This is a genomic window from Streptomyces huiliensis (assembly GCF_020037025.1).
GTDB classification, from domain to species: domain Bacteria; phylum Actinomycetota; class Actinomycetes; order Streptomycetales; family Streptomycetaceae; genus Streptomyces; species Streptomyces huiliensis.
The window spans coordinates 1-17,608 of the sequence record NZ_JAIQLH010000248.1 but is presented as its reverse complement, the minus strand read 5'-3'; the positions used below and the strand labels follow the sequence as shown (position 1 = coordinate 17,608).

At 73.0% G+C, this 17,608-nt stretch carries 15 protein-coding genes; 8 read left to right on the top strand and 7 right to left on the bottom strand.

Annotation, left to right across the window (positions count from 1 at the left end; translation table 11 throughout):
- Positions 1 to 205 precede the first annotated feature (205 nt).
- The gene (locus JNW98_RS29860; protein WP_223771419.1) at positions 206 to 1,969 is read right to left on the bottom strand and encodes an acetyl/propionyl/methylcrotonyl-CoA carboxylase subunit alpha; all 1,764 of its coding nucleotides are present in this window, start codon (positions 1,967 to 1,969) and stop codon (positions 206 to 208) included.
- A 592-nt stretch (positions 1,970 to 2,561) separates the two neighbouring features.
- Here JNW98_RS29860 and JNW98_RS29855 point away from each other — a divergent pair.
- Positions 2,562 to 3,464, top strand: a complete 903-nt coding sequence (locus JNW98_RS29855; RefSeq protein ID WP_223771418.1) for a hypothetical protein — start codon at positions 2,562 to 2,564, stop codon at positions 3,462 to 3,464.
- Between the two features lie 41 nt (positions 3,465 to 3,505).
- Here JNW98_RS29855 and JNW98_RS29850 read toward each other — a convergent pair whose 3' ends face one another.
- The 5 genes from JNW98_RS29850 to JNW98_RS29835 form a co-directional block, all read right to left on the bottom strand.
- The gene (locus JNW98_RS29850) at positions 3,506 to 4,129 is read right to left on the bottom strand and encodes a nucleoside triphosphate pyrophosphatase (RefSeq protein WP_223771417.1); all 624 of its coding nucleotides are present in this window, start codon (positions 4,127 to 4,129) and stop codon (positions 3,506 to 3,508) included.
- Positions 4,130 to 4,214: 85 nt separating this feature from the next.
- Positions 4,215 to 5,678 (bottom strand): peptidoglycan D,D-transpeptidase FtsI family protein, encoded by a 1,464-nt coding sequence (locus JNW98_RS29845; protein ID WP_223771416.1) that lies wholly within the window; start codon positions 5,676 to 5,678, stop codon positions 4,215 to 4,217.
- A 126-nt stretch (positions 5,679 to 5,804) separates the two neighbouring features.
- Positions 5,805 to 5,933: a morphogenic membrane protein MmpB gene (gene mmpB, locus JNW98_RS36360; RefSeq protein ID WP_263421365.1), complete on the bottom strand. Its 129-nt coding sequence runs from the start codon at positions 5,931 to 5,933 to the stop codon at positions 5,805 to 5,807.
- 248 nt (positions 5,934 to 6,181) lie between these two features.
- Positions 6,182 to 6,391, bottom strand: a complete 210-nt coding sequence (locus tag JNW98_RS29840) for an acyl-CoA carboxylase epsilon subunit (RefSeq protein WP_223771415.1) — start codon at positions 6,389 to 6,391, stop codon at positions 6,182 to 6,184.
- 110 nt (positions 6,392 to 6,501) lie between these two features.
- Complete coding sequence (locus tag JNW98_RS29835) at positions 6,502 to 8,136, bottom strand: acyl-CoA carboxylase subunit beta (protein ID WP_223771414.1); 1,635 nt, start codon at positions 8,134 to 8,136, stop codon at positions 6,502 to 6,504.
- A 373-nt stretch (positions 8,137 to 8,509) separates the two neighbouring features.
- Here JNW98_RS29835 and JNW98_RS29830 point away from each other — a divergent pair, with 373 nt between their 5' ends.
- From JNW98_RS29830 to hutH, 6 genes are all read left to right on the top strand, one after another.
- Positions 8,510 to 9,367 carry a biotin--[acetyl-CoA-carboxylase] ligase gene (locus JNW98_RS29830; RefSeq protein ID WP_223771413.1) on the top strand — a complete coding sequence of 286 codons (858 nt, stop codon included), beginning with the start codon at positions 8,510 to 8,512 and terminating at the stop codon, positions 9,365 to 9,367.
- Positions 9,368 to 9,458: 91 nt separating this feature from the next.
- On the top strand, positions 9,459 to 10,691 hold the full coding sequence (locus JNW98_RS29825) for an adenylate/guanylate cyclase domain-containing protein (protein WP_223771412.1): 1,233 nt from the start codon (positions 9,459 to 9,461) through the stop codon (positions 10,689 to 10,691).
- 77 nt (positions 10,692 to 10,768) lie between these two features.
- Positions 10,769 to 11,458 (top strand): ribonuclease H family protein, encoded by a 690-nt coding sequence (locus JNW98_RS29820; RefSeq protein ID WP_223771411.1) that lies wholly within the window; start codon positions 10,769 to 10,771, stop codon positions 11,456 to 11,458.
- Between the two features lie 92 nt (positions 11,459 to 11,550).
- Positions 11,551 to 12,360: an enoyl-CoA hydratase/isomerase family protein gene (locus JNW98_RS29815; RefSeq protein WP_223771410.1), complete on the top strand. Its 810-nt coding sequence runs from the start codon at positions 11,551 to 11,553 to the stop codon at positions 12,358 to 12,360.
- 198 nt (positions 12,361 to 12,558) lie between these two features.
- Positions 12,559 to 13,668, top strand: coding sequence for a GGDEF domain-containing protein (locus JNW98_RS29810; protein ID WP_223771421.1), 1,110 nt, complete (start codon positions 12,559 to 12,561; stop codon positions 13,666 to 13,668).
- Positions 13,669 to 13,857: 189 nt separating this feature from the next.
- Positions 13,858 to 15,411 (top strand): histidine ammonia-lyase, encoded by a 1,554-nt coding sequence (gene hutH, locus JNW98_RS29805; protein WP_223771420.1) that lies wholly within the window; start codon positions 13,858 to 13,860, stop codon positions 15,409 to 15,411.
- A gap of 121 nt (positions 15,412 to 15,532) precedes the next feature.
- Here the strand turns inward: hutH and JNW98_RS29800 are convergent, their stop codons facing one another.
- A complete protein-coding gene (locus JNW98_RS29800) occupies positions 15,533 to 15,808 on the bottom strand; it encodes a hypothetical protein (protein ID WP_223771409.1) in 276 nt (91 codons plus the stop codon).
- Positions 15,809 to 16,133: 325 nt separating this feature from the next.
- On the opposite strand from JNW98_RS29800, the gene JNW98_RS29795 reads away from it, so the two are divergent.
- Positions 16,134 to 17,423, top strand: a complete 1,290-nt coding sequence (locus JNW98_RS29795; RefSeq protein ID WP_223771408.1) for a L,D-transpeptidase — start codon at positions 16,134 to 16,136, stop codon at positions 17,421 to 17,423.
- The last annotated feature ends 185 nt before the right edge of the window (positions 17,424 to 17,608 follow it).

Below are 17,608 nucleotides of genomic sequence, written 5' to 3'. Positions count from 1 at the left end.
ACGTCCGTGCCGTCTCGGTCGTCATGTCCGTCCGTCCCTCCGGTCGCTCCCCGCGGTGTCAAGGATGTCATGGGGGTGGCGACGGCCGGGTGTCACGCCCGTGAGGGACGGTGCGCACGGTGGGCGCGGACGCGGGCGGTGGATGCGGACGTGCGCGGGCCCCGGCCGTTCCCACGGCCGGGGCCCGCGCACGTCGTATGTGACGTCAGTCCTTGATCTCGCAGATCACCGCGCCCGACGACACCGAGCCGCCGATCTCCGCGGTGATGCCCTTGACCGTGCCCGCGCGGTGCGCGTTGATGGGCTGCTCCATCTTCATGGCCTCCAGGACCACGACCAGGTCACCGGCGGCGACCTGCTGGCCCTCCTCGACCGCCACCTTGACGATCGTGCCCTGCATGGGCGAGGTCAGGGCGTCGCCGGAGGCGGCCGAGCCGGCCTTCTTGGCGGCGCGGCGCTTGGGGCGGGCGCCGCCCGCGGCGGCGGTGCGGGCGATGGTCATGCCCAGCGAGGACGGGAGGGAGACCTCCAGTCGCTTGCCGCCGACCTCGACCACCACGGTCTCGCGGCCGGGCGCCTCGTCCTCGTCCTCGGCGGCGGTGCCCGTGAACGGGGGGATCGTGTTCTGGAACTCGGTCTCGATCCAGCGGGTGTGGACCTTGAACGGGGTGCCGTCGGTGGGCGCGAACGCCGGGTCGGCGACCACCGCGCGGTGGAACGGGATGGCCGTGGCCATGCCCTCGACCTGGAACTCGCCGAGCGCGCGGGCGGCCCGCTGGAGGGCCTGCTCGCGGGTGGCGCCGGTGACGATCAGCTTGGCCAGCAGGGAGTCCCACGCCGGGCCGATGACGCTGCCGGCCTCGACGCCCGCGTCCAGCCGGACGCCAGGACCGGACGGCGCGTCGAAGCGGGTGACGGTGCCCGGGGCGGGCAGGAAGTTGCGGCCCGGGTCCTCGCCGTTGATACGGAACTCGAACGAGTGACCCCGCAGCGGCGGGTCGTCGTAGCCGAGCTCCTCGCCGTCGGCGATCCGGAACATCTCGCGGACCAGGTCGATGCCGGAGACCTCCTCGGTGACCGGGTGCTCGACCTGGAGCCGGGTGTTGACCTCCAGGAAGGAGATCGTGCCGTCCTGGCCCACCAGGAACTCGCAGGTGCCGGCGCCCTCGTAGCCCGCCTCGCGGAGGATCGCCTTGGAGGCGCGGTAGAGCTCGGCGTTCTGCTCGTCGCTCAGGAACGGCGCGGGCGCCTCCTCGACGAGCTTCTGGTGCCGGCGCTGGAGCGAGCAGTCACGCGTGGAGACCACGACGACGTTGCCGTGCTTGTCCGCCAGACACTGGGTCTCGACGTGCCGCGGACGGTCCAGGTAGCGCTCGACGAAGCACTCGCCGCGGCCGAAGGCGGCGACCGCCTCGCGGACGGCGGAGTCGTAGAGCTCCGGCACCTCCTCCAGCGTGCGGGCGACCTTCAGGCCACGCCCGCCACCGCCGAAGGCCGCCTTGATGGCGATCGGCAGACCGTGCTCCTCGGCGAAGGCGACGACCTCGTCGGCGCCCGAGACCGGGTCGGCCGTACCGGCCACCAGCGGCGCGCCGGCGCGCTGCGCGATGTGACGGGCCGCCACCTTGTCGCCCAGGTCGCGGATGGCGTGCGGCGGCGGGCCGATCCAGGTCAGGCCCGCGTCGAGGACGGCCTGCGCGAACTCGGCGTTCTCGGAGAGGAAGCCGTAACCGGGGTGGATCGCGTCCGCCCCGGATTCCGCCGCGGCGGCGAGCACCTTGGCCATGTCGAGGTAGCTGGCCGCGGGAGTGTCACCACCCAGCGCGTAAGCCTCATCCGCCACCCGGACGTGCAGGGCGTCCCGGTCCGGATCGGCGTAGACCGCCACACTTGCGATCCCGGCGTCCCGGCACGCACGAGCAACGCGGACAGCGATTTCGCCACGATTGGCGATGAGCACCTTGCGCACGATGGCTCCCTCCTTGAAACAAGGTGAGTTTAGGTACTGGCGACACTCTGTGCCGACCCGACGTCGAGGGTGACCTTGCCCACACGGAGCGTGAGGCGCGCGTCCCGCGCACCCCGGAGACCCTTGATGTCCCACGGTACGCCGCCCATACCGGAGTGCCGGTCGAATCCGGATGTGGCCAAGGTCTCGGCGATCATCCGGGTGCGCTGGGGCGCAATCTTTGTGGAGTCCCTACGAACGGGCGCCGGAAAGTTTGCGGTGCGGCACGTTCGGGAGGCGGGGCTTCCGGGGCGGGCGCGAGCGGTCGCCACCGGTGAGCGGCCGACGGGGGCGCGGGTGGGAGTGCGGGCGGGGTCGGGGGTGTACGGGGTGGCGCGTGCGCGCGGTGCGGCGCGACGGTCGGGTGTGGCGCCGTCCGCGTTCAACTGCCGCTCCGGCGCCCGGAGTCCGCTGCGGGGTCCGTGGGGCGTGCGGGTCGCACATAGGCGAGAGAGGGTGAAGTGCGTGCGATTTCCGGGGTGTTCCGTGAACGTGACGGGCTCGGGGTCACTCGGGGCAGTGACCGATATGGCGTGACATCGTTGAAGAAGTCATGATCAAGCGCATCGCAGCAGCCGCTGCCCTGGCCGGGGCCGCCCTCTCCGTGACCACCGCCGCCGCGTCCGCCGCACCGCTGCCGCTGCCGCAGCCGAACGAGACGACGGCGAGCGCGGACGATGTCAGCGTGACCGCGCCGCCGGCCGACGGGGCCTCGCAGCGGGCGGACGCCGCGTGGAACGCGTCTGCGCCGCAGAAGGCGAAGAAGGCTCAGACGACCCGGAAGGCCGAGAAGGCGGTCAAGGCTGAGAGGGCGGTCAGGGCTGAGAGGGCGGTCAAGGCCGACAACGCGGCCAAGGCCGACAAGGCCGACAACGCGGTCAAGGCCAACAATGCGGTCAAGGCCGAGAAGGGGCAGGCCGCCCAGCAGGCCGAGGAGACCCCGACGCCGCAGAAGCCTCAGAAGTCCCAGAAGACTCAGGCGGCTCGGAAGGCGCAGAAGGTCCAGAAGGTTCAGAAGGCGAGCGCCGGCCGGAAGGCGGCCGCGCACAAGGCGGCCGGAGCCCCGAAGGCGGCGGCGAAGCCGGCGGCCGGCCCGCGTCACGCCGCCGGTCCGCGTCACGCGGCGGGTCCCCGGCACGCGGCAGGCCCGCGGCACGCGGCCGGACGGCCGCGGCCGAGCGCACCGCAGACGCCCGCGGCCCAGGCACGGCCCCGGCAGTCCGTGCCCGAGTCGCAGCAGGGGCAGCCGATGCAGCAGCCCCAGCAGTCTCAGCAGCCCATGGCCCCCACCCCGCCGAAGGCGCCCACTCCGCCTCAGGCCCCGCCGCAGGCCACCGAGCCGCCGAAGAACCCGCCCACCAGCATCTACCCGGACGCGATCCACGAACTGGGCAAGCTGGGCCAGCTCAACCAGCTGAAGAAGGTCGGCGAGGCCACCAAGCAGCTGCCGCTCTGATCACTCAGTCCCCCCCACGTCCCACCCACGTTCCACCCGCGTCACACCCACAGATCGGTGATCGCGACCCCCAGCTCCGCCAGCAGCTTGCGCAGCAGCGGCAGCGACAGGCCGATCACATTGCCCGGGTCGCCGTCGATCCCCTCGACGAAGGGGGCCGACCGGCCGTCCAGGGTGAAGGCCCCGGCCACGTACAACGGTTCGCCCGAGGCCACGTACGCGGCGATCTCGGCGTCGGTCGGCTCACCGAAGCGGACCGTCGTCGAGGCGGTCGCCGAGGCGCGCCGGCCGGTCACCGTGTCGATCACACAGTGACCGGTCCGCAGCACGCCGGAGCGTCCCCGCATCGACTTCCAGCGGGCCGTCGCGTCCTCCGCGTCGGCCGGCTTGCCGAGCGCCAGGCCGTCCAGCTCCAGCACCGAGTCGCAGCCGATCACGAGCGCCTCCGCGGCCTCCGGGCGGGCGGCCACCGCCGTCGCCTTGGCCTCGGCCAGCACCAGCGCCAGCGTGCCCGGGTCGGGCGCGGTGAGCGCGTCCTCGTCCACCCCGCTGACGATCACCTCGGGGGCCAGCCCGGCCTGGCGCAGCAGGCCGAGGCGGGCGGGGGACTGGGAGGCCAGGACGAGGCGGCGCGCGGGCGCGGCGGAGGAGGGTGCGGCAGTCATACGGGCCAGGCTAAGGGAGGCGCGGCTCAGGGGACGGGCACCCCTCGGGACGTCCGGCCGGCCTCCCCCGAGCACCCGCCCGCCGTCACTTCTTGAGCACGGCCTGCATGATCTTCTTCGCGATGGGCCCCGCGAGCCCGCCGCCCGAGACGTCCTCGCGGTCGACGCCCGAGTCCTTCGGGTCGATGAAGACGGCCACCGCGACCGGCGAGCCGTCCGCCTGCTTGGCGTAGGAGACGAACCAGGCGTACGGGATCTCGCTGTTGTTGACGCCGTGCTGCGCGGTCCCGGTCTTGCCGCCGACCGTCACCCCGTCGATCAGCGCCGCCTTGCCGGTGCCCTCCCGCGCGGTGAACTCCATCATCTGCCGCACCTTGCGTGCCGTGTCCGCCGAGACGGCCTGGGACATCTCCTCGGGGTGGTTCCGCTCGACCGTGGACAGGTCGGGGGAGCGCAGGCTGTCGACCAGGTACGGCTTCATCAGCCTGCCGTCGTTGGCGAGGGCGGCGGTCATCATCGCGACCTGGAGCGGGGTGGCGGCGAGGCTGCCCTGGCCGATCCCGGTGAGCGCGGTCTGCGGCCGGTTGATGTCCTTCGGGTAGACGCTCTTGGCGGTGCCGACCGGGATGAACAGGTCCTGGTTGAAGCCGAACTTCTCGGCCGTCTCCCGCATCTTGTCCTTGCCCAGCTCGCCCGCGATCTTGGCGAAGACGTTGTTGCACGAGTACTGCATCGCGACCTTGAGGGAGGCGTTGCGGCAGGGCGCGCTCTCGTTCTCGTTCTTCATCGGCGTGACCGTGTCCGGGAGGTTCCACGGGTACGGCGAGTCGGTCGGGGAGTCGACGTCGTGGTAGAGGCCGTGGTCGAGGGCGGCCGCGGCGGTGAGGATCTTGAAGGTGGAGCCCGCCGGGTACAGCTCCTTGATCGCCCGGTTGGAGAGCGGCTTGTTGGGGTCCTTCTCCAGGGCCTGCCACGCCTTCGCGTCCTTGTCGCGCTCCCCGGAGAAGACCGACGGGTCGTACGACGGCGTGGAGACCAGCGCGAGGATCTTCCCGGTGGCGGGCTCGATGGCCACGGCGGCGCCCTTGTACTTGGCCAGCGCCTCGTAGGCGGCCTTCTGCGCCTCGGGGAGGATGGTCGTGACCACGTCACCACCCTCCGGCTTCTTACCGGTCAGCGCCCGCGTGGTGTTCCTGAGGAACAGCCGGTCGTCGTCGCCGGTCAGGAAGCGGTCGTAGACGTACTCGAGCTGGCTGTTCGCGTAGATCTGCGACGAGTAGCCGGTCACGGGCGCGTACATCGGCCCGTTCTTGTACACGCGCTGGTACTTCAGATCGCCCGCGGCCGTCGGCGTGGAGCCGGTGACGGGGCTGCCGCCGACGATGATGGCGCCGCGCGGCTGCGCGTAGGCGGCTATCTTCACGCGGCGGTTCTTGTCGTGGTGCGCGAGCTCGTCGGCTTGGACGAACTGGACCCACGTACTGCGCACCAGCAGCGCGAAGACCAGCAGGCCGGTGAAGATCGCTACGTGTCGCACAGGTCGGTTCAAGGTGTGACCACTCCCCGGTTCGCGGTGGACCCCCCAGGGGAGGATGCGGAACCGGAGCGACCTGGTTGCAAAAGGGAAGAAACCTGTGAGGCTCCTGTGAAACGGGAGGAATGGCGGCAGGACGCCTCACGACGTCCCCAGCAGGACGAACAGCACCACCATCCCGACCGCCAGCAGCAGCCCGGCCCGCCGCAGCATGGCCTGGGCCTCGCGCAGCTCGTCGGGCGGTTCGTCGGACGGGTCGGACCACAGCACACCCCCATGGTCCGGCGCACGACTCCGCCCGGCCTGAGTACGGGTACTCAAGCCGGGGTGTGAACCGGGTCTCCCGGGCTCGGCCGACCGGGCACGCGGGCCGACCAGTCGCTCAGGCCGACCAGTCGCTCAGGCCGACCAGTCGCTCAGGCCGACCAGTCGCTCAGGCCGACCAGTCGCTCAGGCCGACCAGTCGCTCAGGCCGACCGTTCGCTCAGGCCGGCCGGTCACTCGAGTCGGCCGTTCGCTCATGCCGGCCAGTAGGAGGTCCGCCAGGCCCGCGGCCCGGGCGCCGGCGGCCGTCGGATCCCGGCCCGCCGGGCCGGACTGGCCCACTCCGGGCGTACGGCCTCCTCCGGCGCGGCGGCGTTCGCCCGGGCCGCCGCGCGGGCCTGGACCACCGCCAGTGCGGCGGCCAGCTCCTCCGGCGTGGGGTTGCCGCGTACCACCCTGATCACCCTGACGCTCCCTTCACACGCTGCCGCTCACACGCTTCCACCGCCGTCCGCCGCGCGTCCCGTACGGGACCGGGACCGCGACCGCGGCGCCCCCTTCGTACAGCCGACCGCTACAGCGGGATGTTCCCGTGCTTCTTGGGCGGCAACACCTCGCGCTTGTCGCGCAGCGTGCGCAGGCCGCGGACGATGTGCCGGCGAGTGTCCGACGGCATGATCACCGCGTCCACGTAGCCGCGCTCGGCCGCCGTGTACGGGTTGAGCAGCGTGTCCTCGTAGTCGGCGATCAGCCGGGCGCGCAGCTCCTCGCGCTCCTCGTCCGACTCGACGGCCGCCAGGGCCCGGCGGTGCAGGATGTTGACCGCGCCCTGGGCGCCCATGACGGCGATCTGGGCGGTCGGCCAGGCCAGGTTCAGGTCCGCGCCGAGGTGCTTGGAGCCCATCACGTCGTACGCCCCGCCGAACGCCTTGCGGGTGATCACCGTGATCAGCGGGACGGTGGCCTCCGCGTAGGCGTAGATCAGCTTGGCGCCGCGCCGGATGATGCCGTTGTACTCCTGGTCGGTGCCGGGCAGGAAGCCCGGGACGTCCACGAAGGTGAGCACCGGGACGTTGAACGCGTCGCAGGTGCGGACGAACCGCGCGGCCTTCTCGCTGGCGTTGATGTCCAGGCAGCCGGCGAACTGCATCGGCTGGTTGGCGACGATGCCCACCGGGTGGCCCTCGACCCGGCCGAAGCCGGTGATGATGTTCGGCGCGAACAGGGCCTGGGTCTCCAGGAACTCGCCGTCGTCCAGCACGTGCTCGATCGCCGTGTGCATGTCGTACGGCTGGTTCGCCGAGTCCGGGATGAGCGTGTCCAGCTCCCGGTCGGTGTCCGAGACCTCCAGGTCGGCCTCCTCGGGGAAGGAGGGCGGCTCGGAGAGGTTGTTGGACGGCAGGTAGGAGAGGAGCGCCTTGACGTACTCGATGGCCTCCTTCTCGTCGCCCGCCATGTGGTGGGCCACGCCGGAGGTGGCGTTGTGCGTCCGCGCGCCGCCGAGCTCCTCGAAGCCGACGTCCTCGCCGGTGACGGTCTTGATGACGTCGGGGCCGGTGATGAACATGTGCGACGTCTGGTCGACCATCACCGTGAAGTCGGTGATCGCCGGGGAGTAGACCGCGCCGCCCGCGCAGGGGCCGACGATCAGGGAGATCTGCGGGATCACCCCGGAGCCGTGCACGTTGCGGCGGAAGATCTCGGCGAACAGGCCGAGGGCGACCACGCCTTCCTGGATCCGGGCGCCGCCGCCGTCGTTGATGCCGACGACCGGGCAGCCGGTCTTCAGGGCGAAGTCCATCACCTTGACGATCTTCTCGCCGTAGACCTCGCCCAGCGAGCCGCCGAAGATGGTGAAGTCCTGCGAGTAGACGCAGATCGTGCGGCCGTCGACGGTGCCGTAGCCGGTCACCACGCCGTCGCCGTAAGGGCGGTTCTTCTCGATGCCGAAGTTGGTCGACCGGTGCCGCGCGAACTCGTCGAGCTCGACGAACGACCCCTCGTCCAGCAGCAGCTCGATCCGCTCCCGGGCGGTCAGCTTGCCCTTGGCGTGCTGCTTCTCCACCGCCCGCGCGGATCCGGCGTGGGTCGCCTCGTCGATCCTGCGCTGTAGGTCGGCGAGTTTGCCCGCGGTCGTGTGGATGTCGATCCCGTCGGCGCCCTCGGCGTCGGGGCGGGGGGCGGCGGGCTGAGCGGCTGACTCGGACATCGGGCTGCGGCTCCTGTGTGTCCTGAGATGGGCGGTGGTCCGGAGAAGCGGGGGAGGGGACGAAGCGTGCGGGGACGACGTGCTCTGGATGTGCTCTGGACGTGCTCTGAAGACGTGCTCTGAACATGGGCGATCCGGCCGCCGGAACGGGACCGGATCAGGGCTACCGGTTCGTAGCGTATCGGCGCGGCTGCGTTCCGGGAGTGCGGCGTTGGCCACACCCGCCGAGGCCGGCGGGACGTCGGTCACCGGGGGTTTCGGGGTGGCGTTCGACGGGGTAGACGAGGCGGCCGCCGGGGTACGGCGGCCGTACCGTGCCCCCGGTTCGCGGTGTCCGCGGTGTCCGCGGTGACGCGGTGTCTAAGGTGACGGCATGACTCCGCCCGACACCCCCGGAAGCCGCTGGTCCGACCTGGACCGGCCCCCGCTGAACGCCCCCGCGCTCCGGCGCGCGCTGCTGCGGCCCGGAGGGCTGTGGACCTCGCTGGACGTCGTCGCGAACACCGGCTCCACCAACACCGACCTGGCCGCGGCCGACGGTCCCGAGGGCGCCGTGCTCGTCGCCGAGGAGCAGTCCGCGGGCCGCGGCCGGCTGGACCGCACCTGGTCCGCACCGGCCCGCTCCGGGCTGTTCCTCTCCGTCCGGCTCACCCCCGGACCCGGCGTGCCCGTGCACCGCTGGGGCTGGCTGCCGCTGCTGGCCGGCGTCGCCACCGCCTCCGCCCTCTCCCGGGCCGCCGGCGTCGACACCGCGCTGAAGTGGCCCAACGACCTCCTCGTCACGGTCGACGGCGAGGAGCGCAAGGCCGGCGGCATCCTCGCCGAGCGGGCCGGGGACTCGGTCGTCGTCGGCATCGGCGTCAACGTCTCCCTGCGCGCCGCCGAACTCCCGGTCCCCACCGCGGGCTCACTGGCCCTGGCCGGCGCCGGGCGGCTGGACCGCGACCCGCTGCTGCGGGCCGTCCTCCGCTCGCTGGAGGACTGGTACACGGCCTGGCGCGACGCGGACGGCGACCCGGCGGCCTGCCGGCTCCAGGAGGCGTACGCGGCGGGCTGCGCCACGCTGGGCCGTTCCGTACGGGCCGAACTGCCCGGTGACCGGGAGCTGATCGGGGAGGCGGTGGCGGTCGACGGCGACGGCCGGCTGGTGCTCGCCACCGAGCACGGGGTGCAGCGGCCGGTGGACGCCGGCGACATCGTTCATCTGCGTCCGGCGCCGTCAGGAGAGTGAGCTACGGCACACCTGCCGTATCGTTGTGCCCGGAAAGCGAGCGAGCGGCGATCGGCAGGGCAGTGCGCACGGATCGGACAGGGGGCGGGCGGTGACCGCCGACGGTGGGGGTACCTCCCGTTCCGTAGGGGCCGCGGAGACCGCGGGGGCCGACGGGGCGGGGCAGGCCGCGAGGGGCGGCGGCGCCCCGGAGGACGCCGCGGGCCGGACCGGCGGCGGCGCGCGGGCCGACGGGCCCGCGGAGCTCGATCCCCCCGCCGACGAGGGCGGCGACCCGCTCGCGCTCCGGCTGGAGGCGCTGATCCTCGGCGCGGAGCGGCGGTACACCCCGTTCCAGGCCGCCCGGGCGGCGGGCGTCTCCATGGACCTCGCGGCCCGCTTCTGGCGCGCCATGGGCTTCGCCGACATCGGCCAGGCCAAGGCGCTCACGGAGGCGGACGTCCTCGCCCTGCGGCGGCTGGCCGGCCTGGTCGAGGCGGGGCTGCTGAGCGAGCCCATGGCCGTCCAGGTGGCCCGCTCCACCGGCCAGACCACGGCCCGGCTCGCCGACTGGCAGATCGACTCCTTCCTGGAGGGCCTGACGGAACCTCAGGAGCCGGGCCTGACGCGGGCGGAGATCACCTACCCCCTCGTCGAGCTGCTCCTGCCGGAGCTGGAGGAGTTCCTCATCTACGTCTGGCGGCGCCAGCTCGCCGCCGCGACCGGCCGCGTGGTGCAGGCCCAGGACGACGCCGAGATGGTCGACCGGCGGCTGGCCGTCGGCTTCGCCGACCTGGTCGGCTTCACGCGGCTGACCCGGCGGCTGGAGGAGGAGGAGCTCGGCGAGCTCGTCGAGGCGTTCGAGACCACGGCCGCGGACCTGGTGGCCGCGCACGGCGGACGCCTGATCAAGACCCTCGGCGACGAGGTCCTCTACGCCGCCGACGACGCGGGCACCGCCGCGGAGATCGGCCTGCGGCTGATCGAGACCCTCAGCCACGACGAGACCATGCCCGAACTCCGCGTCGGCATGGCCTTCGGCACGGTGACGACGCGCATGGGCGACGTCTTCGGCACGACCGTGAACCTGGCCAGCCGGCTGACGTCGATAGCGCCGAAGGACGCGGTGCTCGTCGACGGCGCGCTGGCGCAGGAGTTGCTGCGCAGCGGGGACGCCCCGAAGTCCGAGGCCGAGGTGGCGGCGGCCCTCGCCGCGGCGGAGGCGGAGGGCACGGTCGCCGAGGCGACGAAGTACCGCTTCGCGCTCCAGCCGATGTGGCAGCGGCCGGTGCGCGGACTGGGCGTCGTGGAGCCGTGGTTGCTCACGCGGCGGGAGCAGGGCTGAGGCGACCGGGCCCGGCCCGGGTGCCGGTTCCGGTGTGCGGGCGAGAGCAGGGCGCGTCTCCTGACATCATCGGGGGCATGCTCGATCGCATCATCGCCGCTTGTGACGGCGCTTCGAAGGGGAACCCCGGGCCGGCCGCCTGGGCATGGGTGGTCGCCGACGCCGAGGCGCGGCCGGAGCGCTGGGAGGCCGGCCCGCTGGGCCGGGCGACCAACAACATCGCCGAGCTCACCGCGCTGCGGCAGCTGCTGGAGGTCACCGATCCGGCCGTCCCGGTCGAGGTCCGGCTCGACTCGCAGTACGCGATGAACGCGGTCACCAAGTGGCTGCCGGGGTGGAAGCGGAACGGCTGGAAGACGTCGGCCGGGAAGCCGGTCGCCAACCAGGACCTGGTCCGGAGCATCGACGCGCTGCTGGCCGGGCGCACGGTCGAGTTCCGCTACGTACCGGCGCACCAGCAGGGCGGCGACCCGCTCAACGCCATCGCGGACCAGGCCGCCAGCGACTCGGCGGTGTCCCAGCAGGCGGCGGGCACGGCCCACGGCGACGCGGAGTTCCCCGCCCCCGACCTGTCCCGCGCGGCCCCGCCGCGGCCGCGGAAGGCGGGCTCCAAGGGGAGCACGGGGAGCAAGGGGGGCACCCTCAAGGCGAAGTTCCCCGGCCGCTGCGTCTGCGGCACGTCGTACGCGGCGGGCGAGCAGATCGCGAAGAACCAGCAGGGCTGGGGCCACGTGGCGTGCCGCACCACCAGCCCGTCCGGCGTTTGAGGACGCGCGCCGCGGGCGCGCTCGGCACCCCCCACGGGTATGGCAACCGCCCCGCGGTCAGTGCATGATCGTGGCCACAGCCGAAGGAGAGGGTGAATCGCGTGAGCGAACAGCGCTTTGGTGAGTGGGTCGCGGTCCGCACACACGAGAACGGTCACGTGGCCGAGCTCGTGCTCGACCGCCCGAAGGCCATGAACGCCGTGTCCACCGAGCTGGGCCGCGCGATCGCCGAGGCGACCGCCGCCCTCTCCGCCGACCGGACCGTCCGCGCCGTCGTCCTGACCTCCACGCACGAGCGGGCGTTCTGCGTCGGCGCCGACCTCAAGGAGCGCAACTCCTTCACCGACGCCGACCTCTCGCGCCAGCGCCCGCACGCCCGCGCCGCCTACACCGGCGTCCTGGAGCTGCCCGTGCCGGCCATCGCCGCCGTGCACGGCTTCGCCCTCGGCGGCGGCTTCGAACTCGCCCTGTCCTGCGATCTCATCATCGCGGACGAGACCGCCGTGGTGGGGCTCCCCGAGGTGTCCGTCGGCGTGATCCCGGGCGGGGGCGGCACCCAGCTGCTGCCGCGCCGGGTCGGCGCGGCCCGCGCCGCCGAACTGATCTTCAGCGCGCGGCGGGTGGAGGCGGCCGAGGCGCGGGAGTTGGGCCTGGTCGACCGGGTGGTACCGGCCGGGCAGGACCGCGACGAGGCGCTGGCCCTCGCCGCCCGGATCGCCGCGAACTCGCCCGTCGGCCTGCGGGCCGCCAAGCGCGCCCTGCGCCTCGGGTTCGGCCTGGACCTGCGGGCCGGACTGGAGGTCGAGGACGCGGCCTGGCGGACCGTGGCCTTCTCCGGGGACCGCGCGGAAGGCGTGGCCGCGTTCAACGAGAAGCGGACCCCGGACTGGCCGGGCGAGTGACGACCGGCCCTGCGCCGACGCGGCAGGGCCGACCCGGGGTGGAGCGGGGATCCGTACCACCCTCACAAGGCGGAATGAGCGCACCATTCCTACGCTGGAGTGCGAGGGCTGCGCGCAGCGGTGGAATGTGAGGCTCTGGTGGCTGGTGACGCGGATCGTGACGACCGCCTGTCCGCCGTTGTGGAGCTGGCACAGGCGATGGCGGCGGCGCAGTCCCCCCTCGACGGGGTGGCCGCCGCCGCGGAGGGCGCCCTGCGCGCCCTCAACGGCTCCTTCGCCGCGGTCTCCGTCTGGGAGCGCGAGAGCGGCCGGCTGCGGGTCCTGGTGAACGCGGGGGAGCGGGCCGCCGACGAGGAGCGGTTCCCCGCCGACGAGACGTACCCGGTGCACAACTTCCCCGAGGTCGCGGAGTTCCTGCACGAGGAGTGGGTGGGCGGCCGGCCGCACGCCTGGGTGGAGAACCTGGAGGATCCGGAGAACGGGGGCGGCGCTTCGGCTCCGCTCCCCGCGGGCCACCGCGTCGAGGTGCTGCGCCGCCGGCGCCGGGGCAGCTGCGTGATCGCCCCCATCGTGCTGCACGGCCGGGCCTGGGGCGAGCTGTACGTGGCGCGGCCCGTGGGCGCCCCCCGTTTCGGGCGCGCCGACGCGGACTTCGCGGCCGTCCTGGCCGCCGTCACCGCCGCCGGGATCGTCCAGACCGAGCGGCTGGAGGAGGCCCGCCGGCTCGCCTACACCGACCCCCTGACCGGCCTGGGCAACCGCCGCGCGGTCGACGCTCGCCTCGACGAGGCCGTCGAACGGCACCTGGCGGACGGCGTCGTCGTCAGCCTGGTCGTCTGCGACCTGAACGGCCTGAAGCGGGTCAACGACACCCTCGGGCACGCCCAGGGCGACCGGCTGCTGGAACGTTTCGGCTCGCTGCTGTCCCTGTGCGGGGCCCGGCTGCCCGGCGCGCTCGCCGCCCGGCTCGGCGGCGACGAGTTCTGCCTGCTCACCGTCGGCCCCCCGGCCGACGAGGTGGTCCGGGCGGCCGAGGAACTCTGCCTGCGCGCCCGCCGGTTGGAGCTCGGCGAGGGCGTCGCGTGCGGCATCGCCTCCACGGGCGACCGGATCGGTCCCGTCCGCACGGCCCGCCGCCTCTTCCGCCTCGCGGACGCGGCCCAGTACCGGGCGAAGGCGGCGGGGGCGGAGAAGCCGGTGGTCGCGGGGCGCGAGGGCGGGCCCGACGACCCGGTCGTCCGGCTCGCGGACCGGCCGCCGGAGCCGCCGCGGGCGGAGCGGCGCAGATTCCGGGGGCGGCGGCCGTGATCGGCCCGTCCGGCGTCTGAGGAGCGCGGTTCGGGGGGCGGGGGTGCGGCACCCGCAAGGAACCGGGAGCGACCCGACCGGCATGCCCGCGCCCCGCGCGGCGTTGCACAGAACAGCCGACGTAGGAGCCGGCCGCCGTCCACCTAGTGACAGGCAGCGATTCAGACCCTAGGGTGCCTGAATATGGATATGCAGATGCGCGTGGACACCGACGTGGTGGTGGGAAGCTCCGGAACGACCGCGAACGACGTGATCGCCGTGGCGCGCCACGACGCGCGCGTCGTCGTGTCCCCCGAGGCCCTGGCCGCCGTCGCCGCCTCCCGGCAGGTCATCGAGGACCTGGCGGCCAAGCCGGACCCGGTCTACGGCGTCTCCACCGGCTTCGGCGCCCTCGCCGTCCGCCACATCAGCCCCGAGCTGCGCGCCCAGCTCCAGCGCAACATCGTGCGCTCGCACGCCGCCGGCATGGGACCGCGCGTGGAGCGCGAGGTCGTGCGCGCGCTGATGTTCCTGCGCCTCAAGACCCTCGCCTCCGGCCGCACCGGCGTCCGGCCGGTCGTCGTCGAGACGATGGCCGCCCTGCTCAACGCGGGGATCACCCCCGTCGTCCACGAGTACGGCTCCCTCGGCTGCTCCGGCGACCTCGCGCCCCTCTCGCACTGCGCCCTGACGCTCATGGGCGAGGGCGAGGCGGAGGGCCCCGACGGCGTCCTCGCGCCCGCCGCCGACCTGCTCGCCGCGCACGGCATCGAGCCCGTCGAACTGCGGGAGAAGGAAGGGCTCGCCCTCCTCAACGGCACCGACGGCATGCTCGGCATGCTCGTCATGGCCTGCGCCGACCTCGCCCGCCTCATCACCTCCGCCGACGTCACCGCCGCGCTCTCCCTGGAGGCCCTGCTCGGCTCGGAGAAGGTCCTCGCCCCCGAGCTGCACGCCATCCGCCCGCATCCCGGCCAGGGCACCAGCGCCGACAACATGCTGCGCGTGCTGGCCGGTTCCGGGATGACCGGCCACCTCCAGGACGACGCGCCGCGCGTCCAGGACGCGTACTCGATCCGCTGCGCGCCCCAGGTCGCGGGCGCGGGGCGCGACACCCTCGCGCACGCCCGGCTGGTCGCCGACCGCGAGCTGGCCGCCGCCGTCGACAACCCCGTCGTCCTGCCCGACGGACGCGTCGAGTCCAACGGCAACTTCCACGGCGCGCCCGTCGCGTACGTCCTCGACTTCCTCGCCATCGCCGCCGCCGACCTGGCGTCCATCGCCGAGCGGCGTACCGACCGGCTGCTCGACAAGAACCGTTCGCACGGGCTGCCGCCGTTCCTCGCGGACGACCCCGGCGTCGACTCCGGCCTCATGATCGCGCAGTACACGCAGGCGGCTCTCGTCAGCGAGATGAAGCGGCTGGCGGCGCCCGCTTCGGTGGACTCCATCCCGTCCTCCGCGATGCAGGAGGACCACGTCTCGATGGGGTGGTCCGCGGCGCGCAAGTTGCGGACCGCGCTGGACGCTCTGGCCCGGGTCATCGCCGTGGAGCTCGTCGCCGCTACGCGCGGTGTCGAGCTGCGGGGTGGGCTGACGCCCTCGCCTGCCACTGCCGCTGTGCTGCGTGCGGTGCGTGGGGCCGGGGTGGAGGGGCCTGGGGCGGACCGGTTCCTCGCGCCTGATCTGGCGGCGGCGGAGGCTTTCGTTCGGTCCGGGGGGCTGGTGGCGGCTGTGGAGGCTGTGGTCGGGGAGCTGGGGTGATTCCGGGCTGACGCCCGGTGGGGGTGCCCCCGTCCCGCCCCTTCGCCGATTCCTGGGGGCCAAGCCCCCAGACCCCCTTGAAGCGCCCTGCGGGCTCCCCCCGAGGGGGTACCCCCAGTCCTCAAGCGCCGGACGGGCGGTTGTGTCGCGAGCGGCGTACCGCCAGCGTCACCAGGGCGCTTCCCACCGTCACGAAGCCGACGCCCCCGTACACGTAGGGCGTCGTGTCCACGCTCCCGGAGTCGGCCAGCCGGCGGCCGTCGTGCTGCGCCGGCGCCGGTGCGGGAGCGTGGGCGGACGGGTGCGTGGAGGCCGCGTGGGCCGTGGGGACCAGCCAGCCCGCGCACAGCAGGGCCCCGGCGGCGACGGCGGTCAGCAGCGGGCGGCGAGCGGTCACGGCAGGGCATCCCCTCGGCATCGGCGGACGTCGAACCGGCGGTGGCGGACGTCGAACTGATGGTAGTGACACGCGTGCGCGGTACGGAAGGCGCGGGCTTCCCGGCCCCCTGACCACCCGGCTTGGGCGCAGGCGCCCCGAGGGTCTTTACTGGGTGGTCTTCCCCACATTTTCCGCGTGGGTGGAACGGGCGAATCGGGTCAGGCGTTCCCTAAGCAGTAGCCGGGACCGGTGGGCACGTGGGTTGCCCCGGAGTGCCGGTGAAGGCCGAGGGGCCGGATGGTGCCCCCGTGGCCCGGTTCGGGGATTTTCGGGGTCCAGAGCGATGGAGATGCGTGTGATGAAGGACGGCAAGCGCCGCAAGGGCCTGGTGGCCGCGGCCGCCGTGCTCGGTGGGGTGCTCACCCTCGCCGCCTGCGGCGGTGGCGACGACGGCGACAGCAAGGGCGGCGGCTCCGGCAAGGAGAAGTCCCAGCAGAACGTCGACGCGGCAGCCGCCAAGGACGCCTCCACGGCGCAGATCAAGATCACGCCCAAGGGCGGTACCGCCAACGCGGGCACCGCGCTGGACGCCGTCTCGGTCACCGTCAGCGACGGTGAGCTCACGAGCGTCAAGATGACGGACGAGACGGACGTCAAGAAGGTTCACCCGGTCGAGGGGACCCTCTCGCCGGACAAGAAGAGCTGGAAGCTCAACAAGCCGCTGGAGCGGTCCTCCAAGTACAAGATCGTCGCCGAGGCGAAGGACGACAAGGGCCGCCGCGCCACGGAGAACTCCGCGTTCTCCACGGTCTCGCCGAACAACAGCTTCATCGGCAGCTTCACCCCCGAGGAAGGCCAGACCGTCGGCGTCGGCATGCCGGTCTCGATCAACTTCGACAAGCCGATCAAGGACCGCAAGGCCGTCCAGTCCCACCTGAAGGTGACCTCCAGCAGCGGCCAGCAGGTCGTCGGGCACTGGTTCAACGACCAGCGCCTCGACTTCCGCCCGCAGGAGTACTGGAAGGCCAACTCCGAGGTCACCCTCAAGATGGAGCTCGGCGACGTCTACGCCGCGCCGGGCATCAAGGGCCTGCAGAACAAGACGGTCAAGTTCCGCGTCGGCCACTCGCAGGTCTCCACGGTGGACGTCAAGACCCACCAGATGACCGTGGTGCGCGACGGCAAGGTCCTCAAGACCATCCCGATCTCGGCCGGCAGCCCCTCCAACCCCACCTACAACGGCAAGATGGTGATCTCGGAGAAGTTCACCGAGACCCGCATGGACGGCTCCACCGTGGGCTTCTCCAAGGCCAACGGCAAGGGCGAGTACGACATCAAGGACGTCCCGCACGCCATGCGGCTGTCCACGTCGGGCACGTTCATCCACGGCAACTACTGGGGCGGTGGCATCTTCGGCAACGAGAACACCAGCCACGGCTGCGTCGGCCTGCAGGACAAGCAGGGCGCCGACGACCCGAACACGCCGGGCGCCTGGTTCTTCAAGAACTCCCAGATCGGCGACGTCGTCGTGGTGAAGAACTCCGACGACAAGACGATCGCCCCGGACAACGGCCTCAACGGCTGGAACATGAGCTGGCAGGAGTGGGTCAAGGGCAGCGCCACCGGCGCCTGATCCGGACCCGACCCGCCGCCGGGCGGCGGCCGCCCCGCGCGGCCGCCGCCCGGCGGTTTTGCGACAAGGAGAGAAAACCCATGGGCAAGCGCCGGGGCCACGAGCGGCCCGAGGAGGCCGCCGGGCCGCTCCCCGCCGTCGAGGCGGCCGTGCGCCGGCTCCGCGCGCTCCCCGCGGACGCCGCC

Bases quoted from the DNA above. Each gene is read 5' to 3' on its own strand.
- JNW98_RS29810 (WP_223771421.1), top strand. From the start codon at position 12,559: ATGGCGGCGGCGCAGTCCCCCCTCGACGGGGTGGCCGCCGCCGCGGAG.
- JNW98_RS29820 (WP_223771411.1), top strand. From the start codon at position 10,769: ATGCTCGATCGCATCATCGCCGCTTGTGACGGCGCTTCGAAGGGGAAC.
- hutH (WP_223771420.1), top strand. From the start codon at position 13,858: ATGCAGATGCGCGTGGACACCGACGTGGTGGTGGGAAGCTCCGGAACG.
- JNW98_RS29795 (WP_223771408.1), top strand. From the start codon at position 16,134: ATGGAGATGCGTGTGATGAAGGACGGCAAGCGCCGCAAGGGCCTGGTG.
- JNW98_RS29850 (WP_223771417.1), bottom strand. From the start codon at position 4,129: ATGACTGCCGCACCCTCCTCCGCCGCGCCCGCGCGCCGCCTCGTCCTG.
- JNW98_RS29855 (WP_223771418.1), top strand. From the start codon at position 2,562: ATGATCAAGCGCATCGCAGCAGCCGCTGCCCTGGCCGGGGCCGCCCTC.
- JNW98_RS29830 (WP_223771413.1), top strand. From the start codon at position 8,510: ATGACTCCGCCCGACACCCCCGGAAGCCGCTGGTCCGACCTGGACCGG.
- JNW98_RS29835 (WP_223771414.1), bottom strand. From the start codon at position 8,136: ATGTCCGAGTCAGCCGCTCAGCCCGCCGCCCCCCGCCCCGACGCCGAG.